At 64.3% G+C, this 17618-nt stretch carries 11 protein-coding genes; 6 read left to right on the forward strand and 5 right to left on the reverse strand.

Annotated features, from left to right (window positions below):
• Positions 1-5: 5 nt before the first annotated feature.
• The 4 genes from NYF13_RS10145 to NYF13_RS10155 all read right to left on the reverse strand — a co-directional run bounded on the left by NYF13_RS10145 (position 6) and on the right by NYF13_RS10155 (position 8011).
• Positions 6-3416, reverse strand: a complete 3411-nt coding sequence (locus NYF13_RS10145) for a helicase-related protein (RefSeq protein WP_315655837.1) — start codon at positions 3414-3416, stop codon at positions 6-8.
• A 78-nt stretch (positions 3417-3494) separates the two neighbouring features.
• Positions 3495-6230 (reverse strand): protein kinase domain-containing protein, encoded by a 2736-nt coding sequence (locus tag NYF13_RS10150; protein WP_315655839.1) that lies wholly within the window; start codon positions 6228-6230, stop codon positions 3495-3497.
• Between the two features lie 789 nt (positions 6231-7019).
• Positions 7020-7283 carry a WhiB family transcriptional regulator gene (locus tag NYF13_RS36675; RefSeq protein WP_396286888.1) on the reverse strand — a complete coding sequence of 88 codons (264 nt, stop codon included), beginning with the start codon at positions 7281-7283 and terminating at the stop codon, positions 7020-7022.
• A complete protein-coding gene (locus NYF13_RS10155; protein ID WP_315655841.1) occupies positions 7280-8011 on the reverse strand; it encodes a hypothetical protein in 732 nt (243 codons plus the stop codon). The genes NYF13_RS36675 and NYF13_RS10155 overlap by 4 nt, the downstream gene beginning before the upstream one ends.
• Before the next feature lie 141 nt (positions 8012-8152).
• Here NYF13_RS10155 and NYF13_RS10160 point away from each other — a divergent pair, with 141 nt between their 5' ends.
• The 6 genes from NYF13_RS10160 (at position 8153) to NYF13_RS10185 (ending at position 16958) form a co-directional block, all read left to right on the forward strand.
• Positions 8153-9685, forward strand: a complete 1533-nt coding sequence (locus NYF13_RS10160) for a DUF2397 domain-containing protein (protein WP_315655843.1) — start codon at positions 8153-8155, stop codon at positions 9683-9685.
• Positions 9682-12735: an EcoAI/FtnUII family type I restriction enzme subunit R gene (gene hsdR, locus NYF13_RS10165; RefSeq protein WP_315655845.1), complete on the forward strand. Its 3054-nt coding sequence runs from the start codon at positions 9682-9684 to the stop codon at positions 12733-12735. Before NYF13_RS10160 ends, hsdR begins: the two co-directional genes overlap by 4 nt.
• Before the next feature lie 83 nt (positions 12736-12818).
• Positions 12819-13418: a hypothetical protein gene (locus tag NYF13_RS10170; protein ID WP_315655847.1), complete on the forward strand. Its 600-nt coding sequence runs from the start codon at positions 12819-12821 to the stop codon at positions 13416-13418.
• On the forward strand, positions 13415-14293 hold the full coding sequence (locus NYF13_RS10175; RefSeq protein ID WP_315655849.1) for a nucleotidyl transferase AbiEii/AbiGii toxin family protein: 879 nt from the start codon (positions 13415-13417) through the stop codon (positions 14291-14293). The genes NYF13_RS10170 and NYF13_RS10175 overlap by 4 nt, the downstream gene beginning before the upstream one ends.
• A complete protein-coding gene (locus NYF13_RS10180; protein WP_315655850.1) occupies positions 14293-15813 on the forward strand; it encodes a class I SAM-dependent DNA methyltransferase in 1521 nt (506 codons plus the stop codon). Before NYF13_RS10175 ends, NYF13_RS10180 begins: the two co-directional genes overlap by 1 nt.
• Positions 15814-15839: 26 nt before the next feature.
• Positions 15840-16958: a restriction endonuclease subunit S gene (locus NYF13_RS10185; RefSeq protein ID WP_315655851.1), complete on the forward strand. Its 1119-nt coding sequence runs from the start codon at positions 15840-15842 to the stop codon at positions 16956-16958.
• Here the strand turns inward: NYF13_RS10185 and NYF13_RS10190 are convergent.
• Entirely contained in the window at positions 16942-17610 is a 669-nt protein-coding gene (locus NYF13_RS10190; protein WP_315655852.1) for a DNA repair protein RadC, read from the reverse strand. The two genes, NYF13_RS10185 and NYF13_RS10190, sit on opposite strands and share 17 nt — an antisense overlap.
• Positions 17611-17618: the final 8 nt, after the last annotated feature.

A 17618-nucleotide genomic window follows, 5' to 3' on the forward strand; every position in this document is an offset into this window, starting at 1 on the left:
GTCGCTCAGATTCCCACGCCGGTACCGAAAACACACTGGTATTTCTTGACGATCGTCGCCCAATCCTCGTCGTGCCTGAACCGCACAACATCCCAGCCATGGTCGTACAGCCGTTCCTGTGCTTCCGAGTCACGCTGCGCCACGACGGCGTCGTCGTGCACCGGGCCGTCGAGGAAGATCGCGACCGGCCCATTGGCGAAGCGGTAGGTGAAGTCGGGCCGGGCCAATGCGCCGGCTTCGAAGGTCTGGGTCTCGTCCGGCAGGCGGAGGCCGTGTTCCTTGAGCCAGTCCACAAACTGGCGTTCCAGATTGGTCTCGACTTGCCCGGAGATCCTGATCTGCTGCTCGGAGCGGCTTTCGCCGCGCCCCGTTGATTCGGCGTCCGCGCCGGCCAGCCGCACCAGTAGGTCCCGGATCAGGTGCCGGTCGATCACCCCGTGATTCGCCTGATTCCCGTAAGTGAGCAGGCATTCGTAGCATCCGCGCGCGCATTGGCGCTCAGGGCTGGGACCCCTGCGGTCAGAGCCGTCCGGAGCGAAGTGACAGATGTCCAGCGCGACGGCCGCAGCCCTGCGCAGTGCGTCCTTTTCGGACTCGATGAGTCGCAGGACGCCGGCGCCGCCTTCTGCCGCTTCGGTAAACAGAAGCCGGTCACGGGGTCCGTCGTCAGGCGGCAGTAACTCACTCGTGAGCTCGGAGTCCTCCAGCTCGAACGCGGCTTCGATCCCGCGTTCCAGCGCATACATGAGCGAGAGCGCGACCGGTTCTTCGAGCGGACCGGCCAGCTTGACCACGAGAATGTTGCGGCGGTCCTCGACGTACGGGAGCACCCGCTTCTTGCGGCGCGACTCGTTGCCATCCGCGTCGACGACCGGCAGTTCGCTCGAATCGCCGGACGCGTCGGCTGCGTCGCGCTCGTTCATCCAGCGGCCGTCGGCCGGGTCGAGCCAGAAGCCGTCCGGCTCGTTCTCCTTCACGCGGATGCGTCCGACGTTGGTGATCCGCACCGTCGCCGAGTCGCCGTAGGTGACCGTGGCGATCTTGCCCGCGCTGTCGGCGATGGATGCGTCACGGCGACCGGGCCGCGCGCCGTGGTCGTGGAACCGGTAGGAGGTCACGAGCCGGAACCCGGCACGCCGTCGCTCTTCCTCGTCGGACGAGATCCGTTCCCGCTTGCGGGTGTAGAATGTGTGCAGTTGCAGCAGGCCGACCGTCTTCTCGCGCAGCGGTTCCTTGCACATCTCGCACTTGTCGGCGTTGTCCTGCTCGTTGTGGTGATAGCCGCAGGTGGAGCAACGTTTGGCCGTGGTCGTAACTACATCGCCGGTGGCGTCCGGGGGCAGCTGGATCCGGGTGACCTGGTATCGGGCGCCCTCGTGGTAGATCAGTGCCCCGGGCCCGAACTCGCGGATGGCGAGGAACCGCGGGCGCTGCAGGTAGTCGCCATCACCGAGGCGCCGCGCGGACGTCGGGATGTAGGCGGCCAGCGGCAGCCGGGGGAAGGAATAGCCGGGCAGGAACCCCTCACTGGCGAGATAGCGGTAGGGGTTGAAGTCGGACAACACCGAGTTGCTGTCGACGCTCTCGTTCTTGAGTAGTTTCAGCTGGGTCTCGGCCTCCCGGCGGCGCCCGACCGCGATGTCCTGGTCGCGTTTGGACAACGTGTGGTCCAGGACCCGGCGATTCTGCTCGGCCTGGTCCTGGAGCGCGGCCGTGTACAGCTTGCGCCAGCGTCCGAAGCTGCGGTCGAACTCCTCGGTAGCGCCGCGGACGGTCTTCTCCAGCCACCCGTCCTCCCACCAAGTGGTGTCCGCGAAGTCCGTAATCAACCCGCCGAAGATCTCCTGGGCGGCAATTGCCGCCCGTCGCTGTGCGCCGGAATCTCGGCGGGCCCGGTCGACGTTGTCGAGCAGCGGCAACTCAGGCTGGGGGATGCGAGCACTCTCGTCATGGCTGATGTCGATGAGGTGCGGGATGGTGTTGCCGAGTTTGAGATCGATCTCGGCCAGCCAGATGGCCTGGACGTGCGATCGCACCAGGTCCTCGTTGGTAAGATCCAGGCGCGGGCGGGTGATGATCCCGGCGACCATCCGGTCCGACCGCCGGAAGTAGTACTGGTCGTGACTGTTGCCGGTCGCGCAGTAGGTGGTGACCAGCGCGGGCTGGCCAGATCGGCCGGCCCGCCCACTGCGCTGCGCGTAGTTCGCGGGCGTAGGTGGCACGTTCCGCATCATCACCGCGTTGAGCTCGGCGATGTCGACGCCGAGTTCCATCGTCGGGGAGCAGTAGAGCAGCTTGAGGTCACCCTTGCGGAACTCGTCTTCCCGCTTTTCGCGCTCCGCCGGGGCGACCTGTGCGGTGTGTTCTCGCGCGGCCAGCCCGCCGAGCGCACCCGCGGCGCTCTTGTACAGGTCGCGGAAGAAGGTGTTCACCCGCGGACCGTCACCACTGGCGTAGGTCCGGGTCAACGGGTCACGGGCCCCCGTCTCGCCGGTCCCGGCCTTCCAGATGAGGCTCGAGGCCGCGACGCGGTACCCGGTGATGGTCGAATCGATCGCGCGCTGGAACCGGCGGGCACGCTGGGGCACCGACTGGAATTCGGTCACCAGACCCGCGTCCGACAGCACCTTGAGCAGATCGGCGATGACCTGTTGCGCGTCCTCAGTCGAAAGGTCACTGAAGTGCGCACGCTTCAGGTACTTGCCGAATTTCCCTCGGCCGGAGCCGAACAGGCCGGTACGATCCATCCCTGGCCGGGAACCTTGGGGGTAGGCGATTCCCACCTGCGGACGGTCACCGGGCGAGGCCAGCACCCACGGGTCGACCAGGCGTTCTTCACTGGCACGCTGCAGTGTGTCGAAGTCCTCCCGGAAATACTGGACATCGATGGCGAGGCCACGGCGCATGTGGTCCAGCAGCACGTGCATGATCTCCGCGCGCTGCTTGGGATCGGCGCCCTGCAGGCTCGGGTGCGTCTTGGCCCAACGATCCTTCTCTTCGGCCAGCCAGTCGAGATCCGCGTAATGGATTTCCAGGAGCCCGGTCTGCTCGAGGTTGGGCATGGTGATCCGCCAGCCGCGCTGCAGATCGGTGTATAGGCGGAACGCGATCACGTCCTGCAGAGTCTTGGCCGCGTTGCGTTGCTGCGTTGGCGACAGGCCTGCCTTGCCCATGTAGTCCGTGATCGCCAAACCCAGCGCGGCCGCGACCCGCGGGGCGAGCTCCTCGTGCAGGATGCCATCGTTGCCCGCATCGGAAACCGCCCGGTAGAGCGCGGACCGCAGCTGCGTGATCTGCACGAAGTCGTTGAAGTGACCTGCTTGCAGGGAGGCATCCTGCCGGTTGTCGACGAAGGTGAGCAGCTTGCGCGCTTTCTTGTCCAGCGCCCCAGTGGGGATCTCCTTGAGCGAGCGCACGATCGACGTCGAAACCAGGGACGTCGCCGACGAACGGCCCTCCTGGTCGAGGGTTGCGAGCTTGGCGAAGTCCTTGCCTCAGGTCTGCTCATAGCTGACACTGCAGTGCAGGCAAAACAGGAAAGGCGCCGGGATGAACGCCGCGGCCAGCTCGCCGGCATCTTCGTTGCCGTAGGGATCGACGGTGACGGCAACGGGCAGCCGGGGCACGTACGAGTCCCGGACGACCTCCTCGCCCTGGTCGTCGAAGGTCAGCCAGGAATCGGGCAACCGGCGGTCGGCGACGGCCTCCTTGGCGTGGGCCGGCCACGGACGTTCGGCGTCGAGGTAGAGGTAGCCATCTCCGGCGCGGCCGCCGCTCGCGGCCGTGTCCCGGCGGGGTTCGTAGCAGAAACCGCCGTCCCGCGTTTCCTTGCGCCAAACGGTCAGGTACTCCTGGCCGCACTCGCGGCAGAACGCGATCGGCAGCAGGACCTTGCCGTCCGAGCCCGGTTGGATGCGTTGGTAGTCCCGGGTCAAGTGGCGGCTTTCCTTGTCCTCCAGGGTGACGTAGACGGTGTCCCCCTTGGAGAGGAACTGGTGCAGCCGGAAGGCGAACAGCGGACGCTCGGTGTTCGGGTGCCGTGCTTCGGAACCGGCCCTCAGCGTTTCGCGGATCGCGTCACGGCAAACCTTTTCGTCCACTCCGCCGGCCGCTGAAAGTTCCTTTGCCGCTTCCTCGATCTTCGCGGGCCTGCTCCGGATCAATCGTCCGGATTCGTCGGTCGCAAGGCCAAAACGGGTTTCTATCCACCGCGCCAGCGGATCCGCCACCAGGTCGGCATAGGCCCGTGGGGCATTCCGGACGCGCAACCGCTCGGCCGAAACCGACGTGGGGGTCTCTTCGGTGGCACGCACGAGCGTCTCACCGATCACGTGCTCCGGGCTCACCTCGACGCCGAACAGAGTGCTCGCGACCGTCGCAACGACGTTTTTCTGATCCGCCACGGTGTCCTCGCTGGACATCGTCGCGGAGGTTCCCACGCACTGCAGGCGCTCGGCCTCGCACGCCTGTCGGACTCGGCGGATCAGCAGGGCGACGTCGGCACCCTGACGGCCGCGATAGGTGTGCAGCTCGTCGAAGACCAGGAATTCCAGGCCCTTGGCCATCCGGATCAGCGAGCGCCGGTCGTCGGGCCGGGTCAGCATGAGCTCGAGCATCACGTAGTTGGTGAGCAGGATGTCCGGCGGATTGTCGCGGATCTCCTTACGCCGTTCGTCGCCCTCCTGCCCTGTGTATCGCGCATAGGTGACGGGTTCGCGGCCCTCGCCGTACCCGTCGAGAAGGAACTTGTCGAGCTCCTTCAACTGGCTGTTGGCCAGCGCGTTCATCGGATACACGATGATCGCGCGCACACGTTCGCGGGCCTCCGAACCCTCGCGTTCGCGCTTCTTCAGCACCCGGTCGACGATCGGCACGATGTACGAAAGCGACTTCCCCGATCCGGTCCCCGTGGTCAGCACGTAGGACTCGCCAGTCTGAGCGACATCGATCGCCTCACGCTGGTGCCGGTGGAGCGTGAGCGGACGGCCGTCACAAAGCGCGCCACCAGGGGTTTTACCGGCCTGGAAGATCCGGGCGCACTCTTGGTGCAGCACGCCGGAAGCCGTCAATTCGAGAAGTGTTCCGCCCGTCGCGAAGAATGGGTTCAACGAGAGCCAGGGATCAGGCCACTGGGATTTGGCGTCCAGGTCCTTTTCGACGAATTCCTTGATCCGCCCGTTGCGGATGATGGTCCCGCCCTCAGTGAATTCGCGGTAGTCCTGGATGAGCTTCCGGTGCACCGCGAAGACGTCCATCCCTGAGGCCGTCGGGCGGGCGACAGGCTCCGCCGCGGGCCTGACCGGCTGTGTTCGCTGAAACCAGGTGAGGGGATTCAAGTCGTCCCAGCCCGGCACTGTCGCCGAGCCGGTGACCAGGCGCACGAGCTCGTCACGCACAGCAACAGCGTCCTCTGGCCGGTCGGCTGGATTCTTCTCCAGAAGCCTGGCGATCAGGCGGGCCAGCTCGTCCGGCACGTCCTTGCGGATGACCTTGACCGACGGAGGCGTCTCGTCCAGGTGTTTCTGCCCGAGCTCGTGCGCGGACGTGCTGGCGAACGGTGGAATCCCGACGAGCAGCTCGAACAGCACGCAGCCGAGTGAGTAGAGGTCGGCCGCCTGGCCGACCGTGGAAGCATGGAACTGCTCGGGCGCCATGTAGCGGGCCGTTCCCACGGTGACGCCCGTACTGGTGATCCGGTCGTCTTCGCCGCTGTCAATCATCCGGCCCATGCCGAAGTCGAGGACCTTGACCGCGCCGCCTGGCAGCAGCATGACGTTGGCCGGCTTGAGGTCACGATGGACGACGTCCTGGGCATGTGCCGCGGCCAGGCCGTCCGCGATCTGCGCCCCGAGTGCGGCGACCCAAGAGACCGGCAGCTGCGGTTGTTCGCGGGCGAGGTCGGCGAGTGTGCGCCCGTCGAGCAGTTCCATCACCAGATACGGCAGGCCAGAGGCGTCCACGCCGCCGTCGATGAGACGCGGAAGATTGGCATGGCGCAGCTTCCGCATGATCCGTATTTCGCGCGCGAACCGTTCGGTCGCTTTGTCGATAGCGGCGGCGTCGATGGCTGAACCCGAAAGGCTGCGGAGGATGAGCTTGACTGCGACTTCATGGTCAGACAGCTCGCTGGCCTGGGCGTCTTCAGCGCGATGGACCTCGCCCATGTTGCCTCTGCCGAGCGGAGCGAGCAACCTGAAGCGTCCTGCCACGACGTCCACGTCTTCCAGCAACTGGTTCCTCCCCGCGATGCTTGATCAGGCTTGCTCGCTCTATGTCGATCTCAGCACGCCCAGTGCAACACGTTACCTAGGTAGATTTTTCAGACAATGGGCAAGCTGCCGAGACTCATGCCTGTGAATCCGCAAAGTGGACTCAGCGAGGGCCGCTCTTGCCCGTCCCTTTGGGCAAGGTTCTGGTCGGGCCATCCGACGGATGGGCCGCGGCTCACTCGACAGTCAGCTGTTTCGAGCAGTGCAAGGAACTGTTCGCTCACACCGGGCAGGCCAGCTGATGCATCCCAGATCTTCGACGGCCAGCAGTAGTGGCGACAACCAGTTCGGCCGCCCGGGGGCTCCCGCAACAGCTACGCCTGACCTGCTCAGGCGATCCTCGAGCCGCGTCGCGGAGTAACCACTGACAGCCGCACTCCGGATCAGGCCAGGTGTTGTCGTCAAGCATGAATCCGAAGCAACGCATAGCCTCAATCACTCTTGTGACCAGGACTGAGGTGCCCCCGGCGGGAGCACCAAAGGATGGGAACAGGGCTGACCAGCAGTTTCAGAGCGGGTGCATGGTGGTGCAAGCCAGTTTCGTCGTGTAATGGTCAGGTGGCGCTCGCGTTCGGTGAGGCGCGGGTGTCGTTCGTCGGTGCCACTGCACTACGTCACGGATGACCGCCGCCTGCTGTAGGCCAAGGCGCTCAGCCTCGGCGCCGTCAACGAGGTTGATCTCGAAGACAACGTCCGGGGCTTCACCCTTGCTGCTGGCGGCGGGTCCGCTACCCGAAGTGGCTGTCGTGTTCATGCCGCGATCTGAGCATCAGCGTGTCTCAGTGCTTCGCGGTCGACCCGGTCCATGCCGCCCCACACACCATGACTCTCGTCAGTGGTGAGTGCCGTGATGGCGCAGGTGAGGCGTACCGGGCATAGGCGACAGGTCTCTTTGCAGTCCTCCGCAGCCTTGCTTCCTGGCTCGGCGTCGGTCCAGTCGTGTTCTCGGTCTGCGTTTCGGCATGCTGCGTACACGTGCCACTTCGGTGCACGCAGCGCGACGAGCGTGGTCACGCGGCCGGACGAAGGGGGTCGCCGAGGAGGTAGTCGGCGAGGTGGCGGGAGGCGGCGTTGAGCTGCGCTGCCACTTTGTGGCGACTCATCCCGCGCCGCTTGGCCGCGGTTGACCGGTCTCCGTGGTCGAGGAGCACATCGGAGACGAGGTCGGCTTCGTGGGGTGTGATGACACCCGAGAGCATGGCTCCGGCGAGGACGAGGTCTGGGTGCCCGCTCGCTGCGCGGGTGTCGACGGCGGTGTCGGTGAGTTCGGACCGGGACATCGCTCGCCGCCTTTCACTGTTGCAGGCTTCGTGGCCGCGCCGGAATGCGGCCCAGTAGAGCTGTCCGAAGATCTTCGGCGAGCGGGCGTCGGTGATATCGAGTGCTTGGAGGAAGCCTTCGAGGATTTCGGAATCCAGGTCGTTGCGGTCACCGCAGAAACGGGAGCCCAGTTTCCCGGCGATGGCCTTGAGGCCGGGCATCATCATGGCGGCAGCGATGGTGGTCCATGGCTCCGGCTCCGCATGTGCCCGTCGGACAAGTTCCTGCCATACGGCGTCTTTGCTCACCCAGCTCGTCTGCCGCTTCAGCAACAGCACGCGCACATCGTCCAGCGGCAGCACCTTGGCGGGCAGTCCGCATCCCAGCGCCGCGCAGTCGAGGGTGAGCGGCTGTGGTCCGGCGGTCATCGCCAGGAACCGGCGCTCGATCATGTCCAGGTGCGAAGGGGAGAATGAGGTCATCGGAGAAGAGCCTTTCCGGGGGACGGGGACATCTCACTGCCTAACCCGCCCATAGCGCCGTTCGATGGGAAGGATTCACCAGAACGGGTGACGTGTCGCTGTTGTCCTCGGCTTGGCACCTTGTGTTCGTACCCTGAGTGCGTGATCGAAGACGGCGAGATGCCGGAGGCGGAGGCCCCCGCTGATCCGTGGTCAGCTCTGCTTCCAGGACAGGAACTCGTCCCGGCGTACCTGACCTCGCGGTTCGCGGCGCAGTACCGGGTGATCGTTGATGTCCTGTTGGCCGAGCAGGACACGAGCCTGACCGGGTTGTCCTATGACGAGGTGGCTGCCGGGGTTCGCGCTGGCCTCGCCGGACAGGTGCCGGCAGACGTGGTCGACCGTCTGCTCGCTCCCGAGGTCCTGCACCTCGACGCGCGGTTGGAGCGGTTGGTGCAGTGGCGGGTTTTGACCCGCTGGCAGGAACCCGCACGCTCTGGGGAGGACTTCCTGCGTCGGCGTGACCGGTACCAGCTCACCCCGAGAGCAGCCGGTCTGCACGTCTTCTGGTCGTCGGTCGACGACACCGAGGAGGCCGCGGGTGATCTCACGTTGGCGCCGCGTGCCATCCACGAACGGCTGATCGCCTTCGCGGAGTCGATTCGCCAGGCGGTGTACACCGTCGCGGCGACGGAGTTCCAGCAGGTCGGAGCCATGCACCAGGCGATGGCCACGGCGGCTCGCGGGTGGCAGCGCACATTGGCACACGCCCTGTCGGGTGGCCCGGACCAAGCCAAGCAGGACCTGTTGTGGCAGACGTTGCGTTCCTACATCGGCATGTGGGGTGAGCAGGTCGATGTCCACACACCTCGGATCGCGGAGCTGGTGGTCGAGCTCGACCCGCTGTTGACCCCTGACGTGTGGCGGGCGTGCGTTCGCGCCGCACTGGACACCGATGCGGACGACGAGGTGGTGGCCTCCCAGGCACGCCGCTGGGAGCACACCTGGGAGGCCCTTGGTTCCTGGTTCGGTGGTGCGGACAGCCAGGCCCGGAGGCTGCGGCGCCAGCTGCGTGACCTAGTCGCTCCATGGGCGCGCAACATGAACCTCCTGTTGGACACCAGCGGCGCGGTCACCCGCCGCGCTGAACTCCTGGCCTTGGCCGTCGCAGTCGAACGCGCTCCCGACGACGAGAGCGCCTGGCGGATCTGGGACACCGCAGTGAGTGCGTTCTCCGCACGCCACCTGCTGCTGGTGCCGGACTCCGCCGACGACAGCGACTTGAGCTGGACCAACGCGCCGCCCGCGCCGGTCACGGCCCGCTTCCGCGAACAAGGCCCTCGCGCCGCGGCCGGCAGGCGGACCAAGATCCCGGACTACTCGACCGGCAAGAGTGCCGCCCGCCGAGCAAGACTCGCCGCCCAAGCCGCCCGCAGCGGCGCGGAGGCGACGCTGCGTCAGCGTTCCGGAACGCACCTGGCCGACTGGGGCGAGATCACCGACGCCGAACTGAACCTGTTGTTGGAGTTCGTCGGCGTCGTGCGGCGGACACGGTCGGAGAGTGCGGTAACCGGAGACGGTCGGTGGCGGATCACGCTGCGTCGACCAGCACAGGCGCACGACACCACGAGCCTGCGCGCCGACAGCGGCAGCATGACGACCTTGAACTGGTACTTCGGAATGGAGTCTGCGTGAACCGCGAAGCTACCGACCGGCAACGGGCGTTCACCGCTCTCCTCCGCTCGCCGGTGCTCGACCGGCGCACCCACCCCGAGACATGGCCGCTGGTGCGGGTACACCGGGCGACGCTGGGCGAGTGGTTCGCCCAGCGGCTCGGCTACCGACTGGTGGTGACCGACTCCGCAGCCCGATTGTTCAGGCTTCCTGTCGACGGTGCCGTCGTCGCGCCCCGACGGTTCAGGCCGCCGACACGGCGGGTGCTCGTGCTGACCATCTTGGCCGCGGCTGCGGCCGAGGACGCTGAGGACATCACCACCACCCAGGACCTGTCCGACCGGGTTCGCGTGCTCTCCACGCACGAGGACGTCGAGCTCGCACACTACGACCCCGACCTGTTCGCCGAGCGCACACTGTTCGTCAAAGCTGTCCAGCTACTGGTGTCCGTGGGGGCGCTGCGGCCGACTGTGAACCTCACCTCGAGAGCTTCCTTGGGGGTTTCTCCGCCGACGGTGCCGCAAGGATCGCGGTCACATGTGCGGACGCCGTCCGGGTGCGCATCCAGCAGCTCGCCCGTGCCGCAGATTTGCACCACACGTGCCGTGTTCGTAGTGTACGAATCTCTCATGCGTAGCGGAGCAGGGATGAACGAGCAAGAGACCTGCAGGACTTTCGTCGTACCGGCTTTGGTTGCCTCCGGATGGATCGAGAAGCAGCAGATCCGCGAGCAGTACCCGATCAACGACGGGAAGATGAGTGTCTCGGCCCGCCGGCATCGCCGCGGCCCTGCCATGGTCGCCGACTACGTGCTTGAGTACCGCGATGAGGTGCCGGTGGCTGTAGTTGAGGCGAAGCGGGCAAGCTCCGAAGTGGCTACGGGCATCGAGCAGGCAAAGCGGTACGCACGTCACCTCGGTGTGCCGGTCGCCTATGCGACCAACGGCCACGAGATCTGGGAGATCGAGATCGGCGGAAATCAACGCCGAGTCCAGCGATTCCCCTCGCCGGAGGAGCTCTGGGCGCGATACTGCGAAAGGAATTCGATCACCACGCACCTGGAGCGCGAGTTCCTGCTTGCGCCGTTCAACACCACGCTCAAGAACACCAATCTCACACCCAAGCGACCCAGGTACTACCAGCGCCGCGCGGTCAACGCCGCCCTGCTGGCAATCGCGCGCGGCCAGAAGCGAATCCTGTTGACGCTCGCCACGGGCACGGGGAAGACCATGGTCGCGTTCCAGCTTGTGGCCAAACTGCGAGAGAGCTCCTGGACGGGTGACAGGAAGCCCCGCGTCCTCTACCTCGCTGATCGCAACATCCTGGTCGACCAGCCAAAGAACGACTACTTCACACCGGCGTTCGGAGACGTCGTCCACAAGATCGGCGGAGGTCGTGCCCAGCGGGCTCGTCAGATCTTCTTTGCTCTCTACCAATCATTAGATCAAGGCGATCAGCAGACGCTGTTCAATCAATACCCCGAGGACTACTTCGACCTCATCATCGTCGACGAGTGCCATCGCGGGAGCTCGAATGCTGACTCGCAGTGGCGTGCGATCCTGAAGCACTTCGCGCCTGCGACTCAACTGGGCCTCACCGCCACGCCGATTTCCGAGAAGGAACGGGACACCTTCGGGTACTTCGGAGAACCGGTGTACGAATACTCGCTCAAGGACGGTATCGAGGACGGCTTCCTTGCTCCCTATCGTCTTCGCCGCGTCCATATGAATGTCGACCTCACCGGCTTTCAGCCGGCACCCGGCCAGCTTGACAGCGACGGTGATGAGATCCCAGACAAGGTCTACACTCCGCGTCACTTCGAGAAGGTGCTCGCGATCCAGGAGCGCACCGAGGAAGCCGCCCGCTACATCACCGACTACCTGCGTCAGACCGATCGGATGGCCAAGACCATCATCTTCTGTGAGAACAACGATCACGCGCACCGGATGGTCGTGGCGCTGAACCAGGCGAACCTGGACATGGTGGCGCAGTTCCCGGACTACGTCTGCCGGATCACAGACGACGACGGCCCAGCAGGACGGGAGAACCTGGACAGGTTCCAGAAGATTTACACGGATGAGCCGGTAATCGCCGTCACCAGTCAGATGCTGACCACCGGCGTGGACATCCCCCCTGTGCGCAACATCGTGATCCTGCGGCGCGTCCTGTCGATGCCGACCTTCAAGCAAATGATCGGCCGCGGTACCCGTCTCTGCGAGGACGTGCAGAAGGGGTCGTTCGACATCATCGACTTCGTCGAGGCGACCACCCTCTTCAATGACCCGGAGTTCGACGGTCCGCCGCTGCGCATCATCGATGACAAGACGGACGAACAGGGCCAACTGATCGAGAGCGCGGACGACGCGGTGCCTGAGGTCGCCGAACCGGAGGCGACATACGTGACAGAGGACAGCGGAGCCCTGCTGGAGGACGACGAGGATGCTGACGGAGCCGTCGTCAACGACGAGGACCTTGCCGATGCGATCAAGAGCAGCAAGAAGCGCATCTATGTGAACGGCGTCGAGGTGTTCGTCTGGAACGACGTGCACTACCAACTGCAGTCAGATGGCATGACCTTGAAGATGGTCCGGTACCGCGAATTCGTGCGGGGACAGGTCTTGGAACTCAACTTGTCGCCCACCGACCTGCGGACGCAGTGGGCAACTGTCAAGAGCCGCGAGGCGCTGCGCAAGCAGCTGGAGCAGACCTACTTCATCACGGAGGAGGACCTGCTGCGCAAACTGGACCATCCGGAGGTCGATCCGATCGACCTGCTGATCAACGCGGCCTGGGAGTTGCCGCTCGTAAGCCGGGCCGAGCGGGCGCATCGCGTGCGCCGCGAGCGACAGGAGTTCCTCAGCAGATTCGCGCCTGATGCGAGGGCCGTGCTTGACATGCTGTTGGAGATGTTCACAGAACATGGCGCGTCCGAGCTGGCGCCGAACGCCCTGCGCGTGCCTCCTATCCAGCAGATGGGCACTGTGACGCAACTGGCGAAGCGCTTCGGTGGGGCACAGGCGATGCACGAGGCGATCGACGAGCTCGGCAAGCATGTCTTCGATGTAGCATAACTCTAAGTTAACTTTAGTTTCGAGCATCGGACTTGCGTAAAACTAAAGGAAAATTAGAGTGATGCGTCTGCTAAACTGTCGAGATGCTCGGCGATGACACGGTCCGTGACCGACTATGGCGGAAAGCTGGCCAGCAGCGCGGGTACTTCACGGCCGCCCAAGCGATGGGAGCCGGCTACTCCTATCAGGCACAGCACTTCCACGTCCAACGGCGCAACTGGATCCGCGTCGATCGGGGCATCTATCGCTTCCGGGAGTATCAGGATCTTCCCAGCTTTGACACGGACAACCTGGTCCGCTGGTTCCTGTGGAGCAAAGAGAAGGCCATCGCCTCTCACGTGACGGCCCTGACCGTCCATGATCTGGGTACGGCCAACCCTGCCGAGGTGCATCTCACCGTACCTCCCGGCTTCCGACAAAAGGATCCTGCCCTGGTCCTGCACCGGGCCCCGCTGAGGGCCGACGAGATCGAGCGACACGAAGGCTTCCGAGTCACCACTCCCGTGCGGGCCATCGTCGAATGCGCTGTGGTGGGAGTGGACCAGGACGTGCTCGATTCCGCTGTGGCAGAGGCACTGGGGCGTGGGATGTCATCCAGCCGCCGCCTGCTTCATGCCGCACAGGAACTAGGCCCCCGAGCTGAACTTGCCGTAGAGCGCGCTATCAGGGCGGAACTGTCGTGAACCGGTACGAGAATGCCATCGCTCTCCGGCGTGCCCTTGAGGTCAGGCTAAAGCGACAGTCGGAGACAGAGGATATGGAACTGGGACGGCTGCGTCGACGGGTGGTCTTCGACCGTCTCGCGGCGCGTCTGTCCGCCGATCCGGAAGGGGAATGGATCCTCAAGGGCGGGGCTGCGCTCGAGTTCCGGCTCCGGAACCGGGCGCGCGCGACCAAGGATCTTGACCTGGCCGTGCGCGCAGGCAACATGGGCGGAAACTCCATGAGGGACGCACTGCTCGACGCCTTGACTGTGGACCCGGATGGAGACTGGTTTACGTTCCGAGTGGCACCCCCGATGGAACTGGCCGCGGACGGCGCCGGGCGGCCCGCTTGGAGGTTCTCCGTTGAAGCGGGATTGGCGGGCAAGCCATTCGCGGGCGTCCGGCTGGACATCGCAGCCCGCGGCGAAGAGGTGGCCGCCACGGAACCACTAGCGCTGCTCGGTGTCCTGGACTTTGCGGGGATTCCGCCACGTATGATCGAGGCCGTGGACCGGCGGCAACACTTCGCTGAGAAGTTGCATGCCTTAACCCGCGATTACGGGGACCGTCCAAACACCAGGGTCAAGGATCTCGCCGATCTCGTCCTGCTGATCGAAAGCGGCCTGGCCCCCGACCGCGCGTTGTGCGGTGTCGTGCAGCACGTCTTTGCCGTCCGGGACACCCATCCATTGCCCGACGTCCTGCCGGACCCGCCCCCACTGTGGCGCGAGATGTATCCACCTCTCGCTGCCGGCTTGACCGACACTGCAGCTGACCTCGATATCGCACTCGACCTGCTGCGCACTTTCTGGACCAAGGCCCTACATGACACCATTACCGGAACGGATCTCTGATGCCCCGTTTGGACACGGCTGGCCAGTTGGCCATCGACGTCCCCGTCCAGCCCAAGAAGCAGACGCGCGCTGAACTCCAGTCGGCCATCAAGTCGGCCCGCGACATCATGCGCAAGGACGCTGGCCTCAACGGCGACCTCGACCGGCTGCCGCAGTTGTCCTGGATTCTCTTCCTCCGCGCGTTCGACGTCTGCGTGGAACAGGAAAGAGAAGCGGAGAACCTGGACTACGAGCGCGCTATCGCCAAGCCGTACGACTGGGAGAGTTGGGGCTCGACGACGGAATTCACCGGCGACGAGTTCCTGGCATTCGTCAACACCGAACTGCTGCCGTATCTGCGGGGCCTGAAGAGCGATGACGAGGGTGACCCGCGCAACGTGATCTCCACGATCTTCCAGGAGGTCAACAACCGGATGCTTTCCGGGACACTGCTCCGCGACCTGGTGAACGTCGTCAACGACATCAGCTTCGAGTCCAGTGACGACATCCACACAATGGCCACTGTCTACGAGTCCATCCTCAAGGAAATGCGCGACGCGGCAGGAGATTCCGGCGAGTTTTACACGCCCCGTCCGGTCATCCGATTCATGGTCGAACAGTCGTTCCTCAAGTTGGGCCAGTCGATCCTCGACCCCGCGTGCGGGACGGGCGGCTTCCTGGTGGAGGCGTACGACGAGTTGAAGGAGCTTCCCTCCTCCCGGATGGAACTGGCTCAGCTTCACCGCAATATCCGGGGCATCGAGAAGAAGCCATTGCCCTACCTGCTTGTCATGATGAATTTGTTGCTCCACGGTATCGATGTCCCCAATGTGGTGCGGGCAAATGCCCTGCTGAGGATGCGTGAAGAGAACAGTCCCCGGCACCGGGTCGACGTCGTGCTCACCAACCCGCCGTTCGGAGGGGAGGAGGAGAAGTCGGTAGCGGCGCGCTTCGACAACGCGGGTGTGGCCACACAGGAGACGGCGTGGTTGTTCCTGTACTCAGTGATCGAACGACTCAAGCCTGGGGGACGGTGCGCGATCGTGCTGCCGAACGGCTCACTGTTCGGGGGAGGTGTCGGCGCGAAGATCAAGGCGAAACTGATGAAGGAGTGCAACCTGCACACCATCGTCCGTCTCCCGCAAGGCATCTTCGCGCCGTACACCCAGATTCCGGCGAACCTTCTCTTCTTCGACAAAACCGGCCCAACGAAAGAGATCTGGTTCTACGAGATCCCCCTCCCGGAGGGACGGCGGGGCTACAGCAAGACAAAACCCATGCATTATGAAGAGTTCAAGAACTGCGCGAATTGGTGGGGTAGCGAGGCTCGAGAGAGCCGCGAGGAGAACAATTTCGCTTGGCGAATCCAGGCTGCAGAAATCAAAGCGGGCGGCTACAACCTCGATCTCGCAAACCCGCATGCGGGTGACGACCTAGACCACAGGCCGCCAGTCGAGCTCATAAACGACCTGATCAAGACAGAAGAGGATATTCTTTGCCTGCTGAGCGAGCTTAAGGCGAGTATGGGAGAAGGAAATTGAGAACGCGTCTCACGAAACTGGGGGAAGTGCTCGAACTCGAACGTTTTCCCATCAATATCGATCCACAAAAGACATACACCCTGATTGGCATGAGATCCTTCGGTCGAGGAATCTTCCATCGCGACAAGACTCATGGTTCAGAGCTTGGTAAACTCAACTTTTTCGAAATCATTTCAGGCCGACTCATCTTCAGTAATATTATGGCCTGGGAAGGGGCAATCGGCCTCTCTAATGAGGCTGACCGCGGATGCATTGGATCGAACCGATTTCTGAGCTATCGATCGACGGAATCTGTTGATCTTAGATATCTCAATTATTTTTTTCAGTCCAAGGCCGGCAATGCATTGGTGAGAAATGCGTCACCTGGCTCGGCTGCGCGGAATAAGACGCTATCCCGTGAGAACATCGAGCGACTAAAAGTTCCGCTTCCAGATTTTCTGGATCAACGCCGCATTGCAGACAAGCTGGACGAGTTGCTGAATCGCGCAGACACAGTCCGCGCACTCCGCACGAAGATGACCATTTTGCAAGCGGGGCTCGCTGCTTCCCTGACCGCTTCAGCACGCGAGACTGCAACTGAGACCGTTCGCATCGATGATGTGCTCACGCTTGCGCGAACGCCTTTCGATCTCGATCCCGCCGTCGAGTACCGGGTCATTGGCATGCGCTCCTTCGGTAAGGGAGTAATCCGGTACCCCAGCGCGCTCGGCTCCGAGGTCAGCCAGATGAAGTACTTCACCTTCCCGCGCGACGCGCTCATCCTGAGCAATATTAAGGCTTGGGAAGGGGCAATTGGAGTCACTAGTGACGAAGAGGCGAACAACTACATCGCTTCCAATCGGTTTCTCACGTATTTGCCCGTAGATGGTCGTGCGAACGTCAGCTACCTTCGTCACTACCTGCTCTCCCGCGAAGGGCTCGCGAAGGTGTCGGCTGCATCACCCGGCGGCGCGGACCGGAACCGTACCCTCGGACGTAAACGGTTTGAGGCGTTGACGTTCCCACTGCCCCCGCGACCGGTTCAGGATCAAGTCGCGCGGACGCTCGACGCGCTCGCCGAGAAGCTGAAGAGCGCCTATTCCGAACCTGCGCTCGACGCGCTTCGGCCTTCGATCCTCAATGCCGCGTTCACGGGTCAGTTGTGACGCGACGCCACGCGGTGTCCGTCACCACTACATGATCGAGGAAGCCCAGTCCGACCGCTGCGGCCGCCTCCCGGAGACGGGTGGTGGCGTGGCGGTCGGAGGCGCTGGGGGTGGGATCGCCGGTGGGGTGGTTGTGGGCGATACCGAAGGACGCACCGCCGGATGACAAGGCGAGAGCCAGAACATCGCGGACGGGGATCAGGCTGCGGTCAGTCGCCCCATCGGTGAGGCGAGACGCGCGGAGAACCGCCCCGGACGTGTCGCAGACGACCACTACGACTCGCTCGTGGCGCAGCCCACGTAGCAGCGGAGCCGCGACAGCAGCCAGGTCCGCGGTCGTGACAATGCGTTGCCGATCGGCCGCGCCTTGATTCGCGATACGCCGCGCGAGCTGGAAAGCCGCGGCAACGCGGACTGCCTTCGCCGGTCCCATGCCCGGCAAGGTGACCAGCGCCTGTGGATCCGCTCGGGCCAACCCCGGCAGGCCGCCATGCGCTGCGATCAGCCGGCCGGCTAATTCGACCGCGTCACATCCTGGGGTTCCGGACCCCAAAAGAAGTGCCAACAGTTCGCGGTCGGCCAGAGCCTCCGCGCCCAACTCCCACAACCGCTCGCGCGGCCGGTCGCCAATTGGCATGTCCGTGACGCGCATCGTCGACT

Origin of the sequence: Amycolatopsis sp. PS_44_ISF1, assembly GCF_032335455.1 — a bacterium.
In the GTDB taxonomy this organism is placed as follows: domain Bacteria; phylum Actinomycetota; class Actinomycetes; order Mycobacteriales; family Pseudonocardiaceae; genus Amycolatopsis.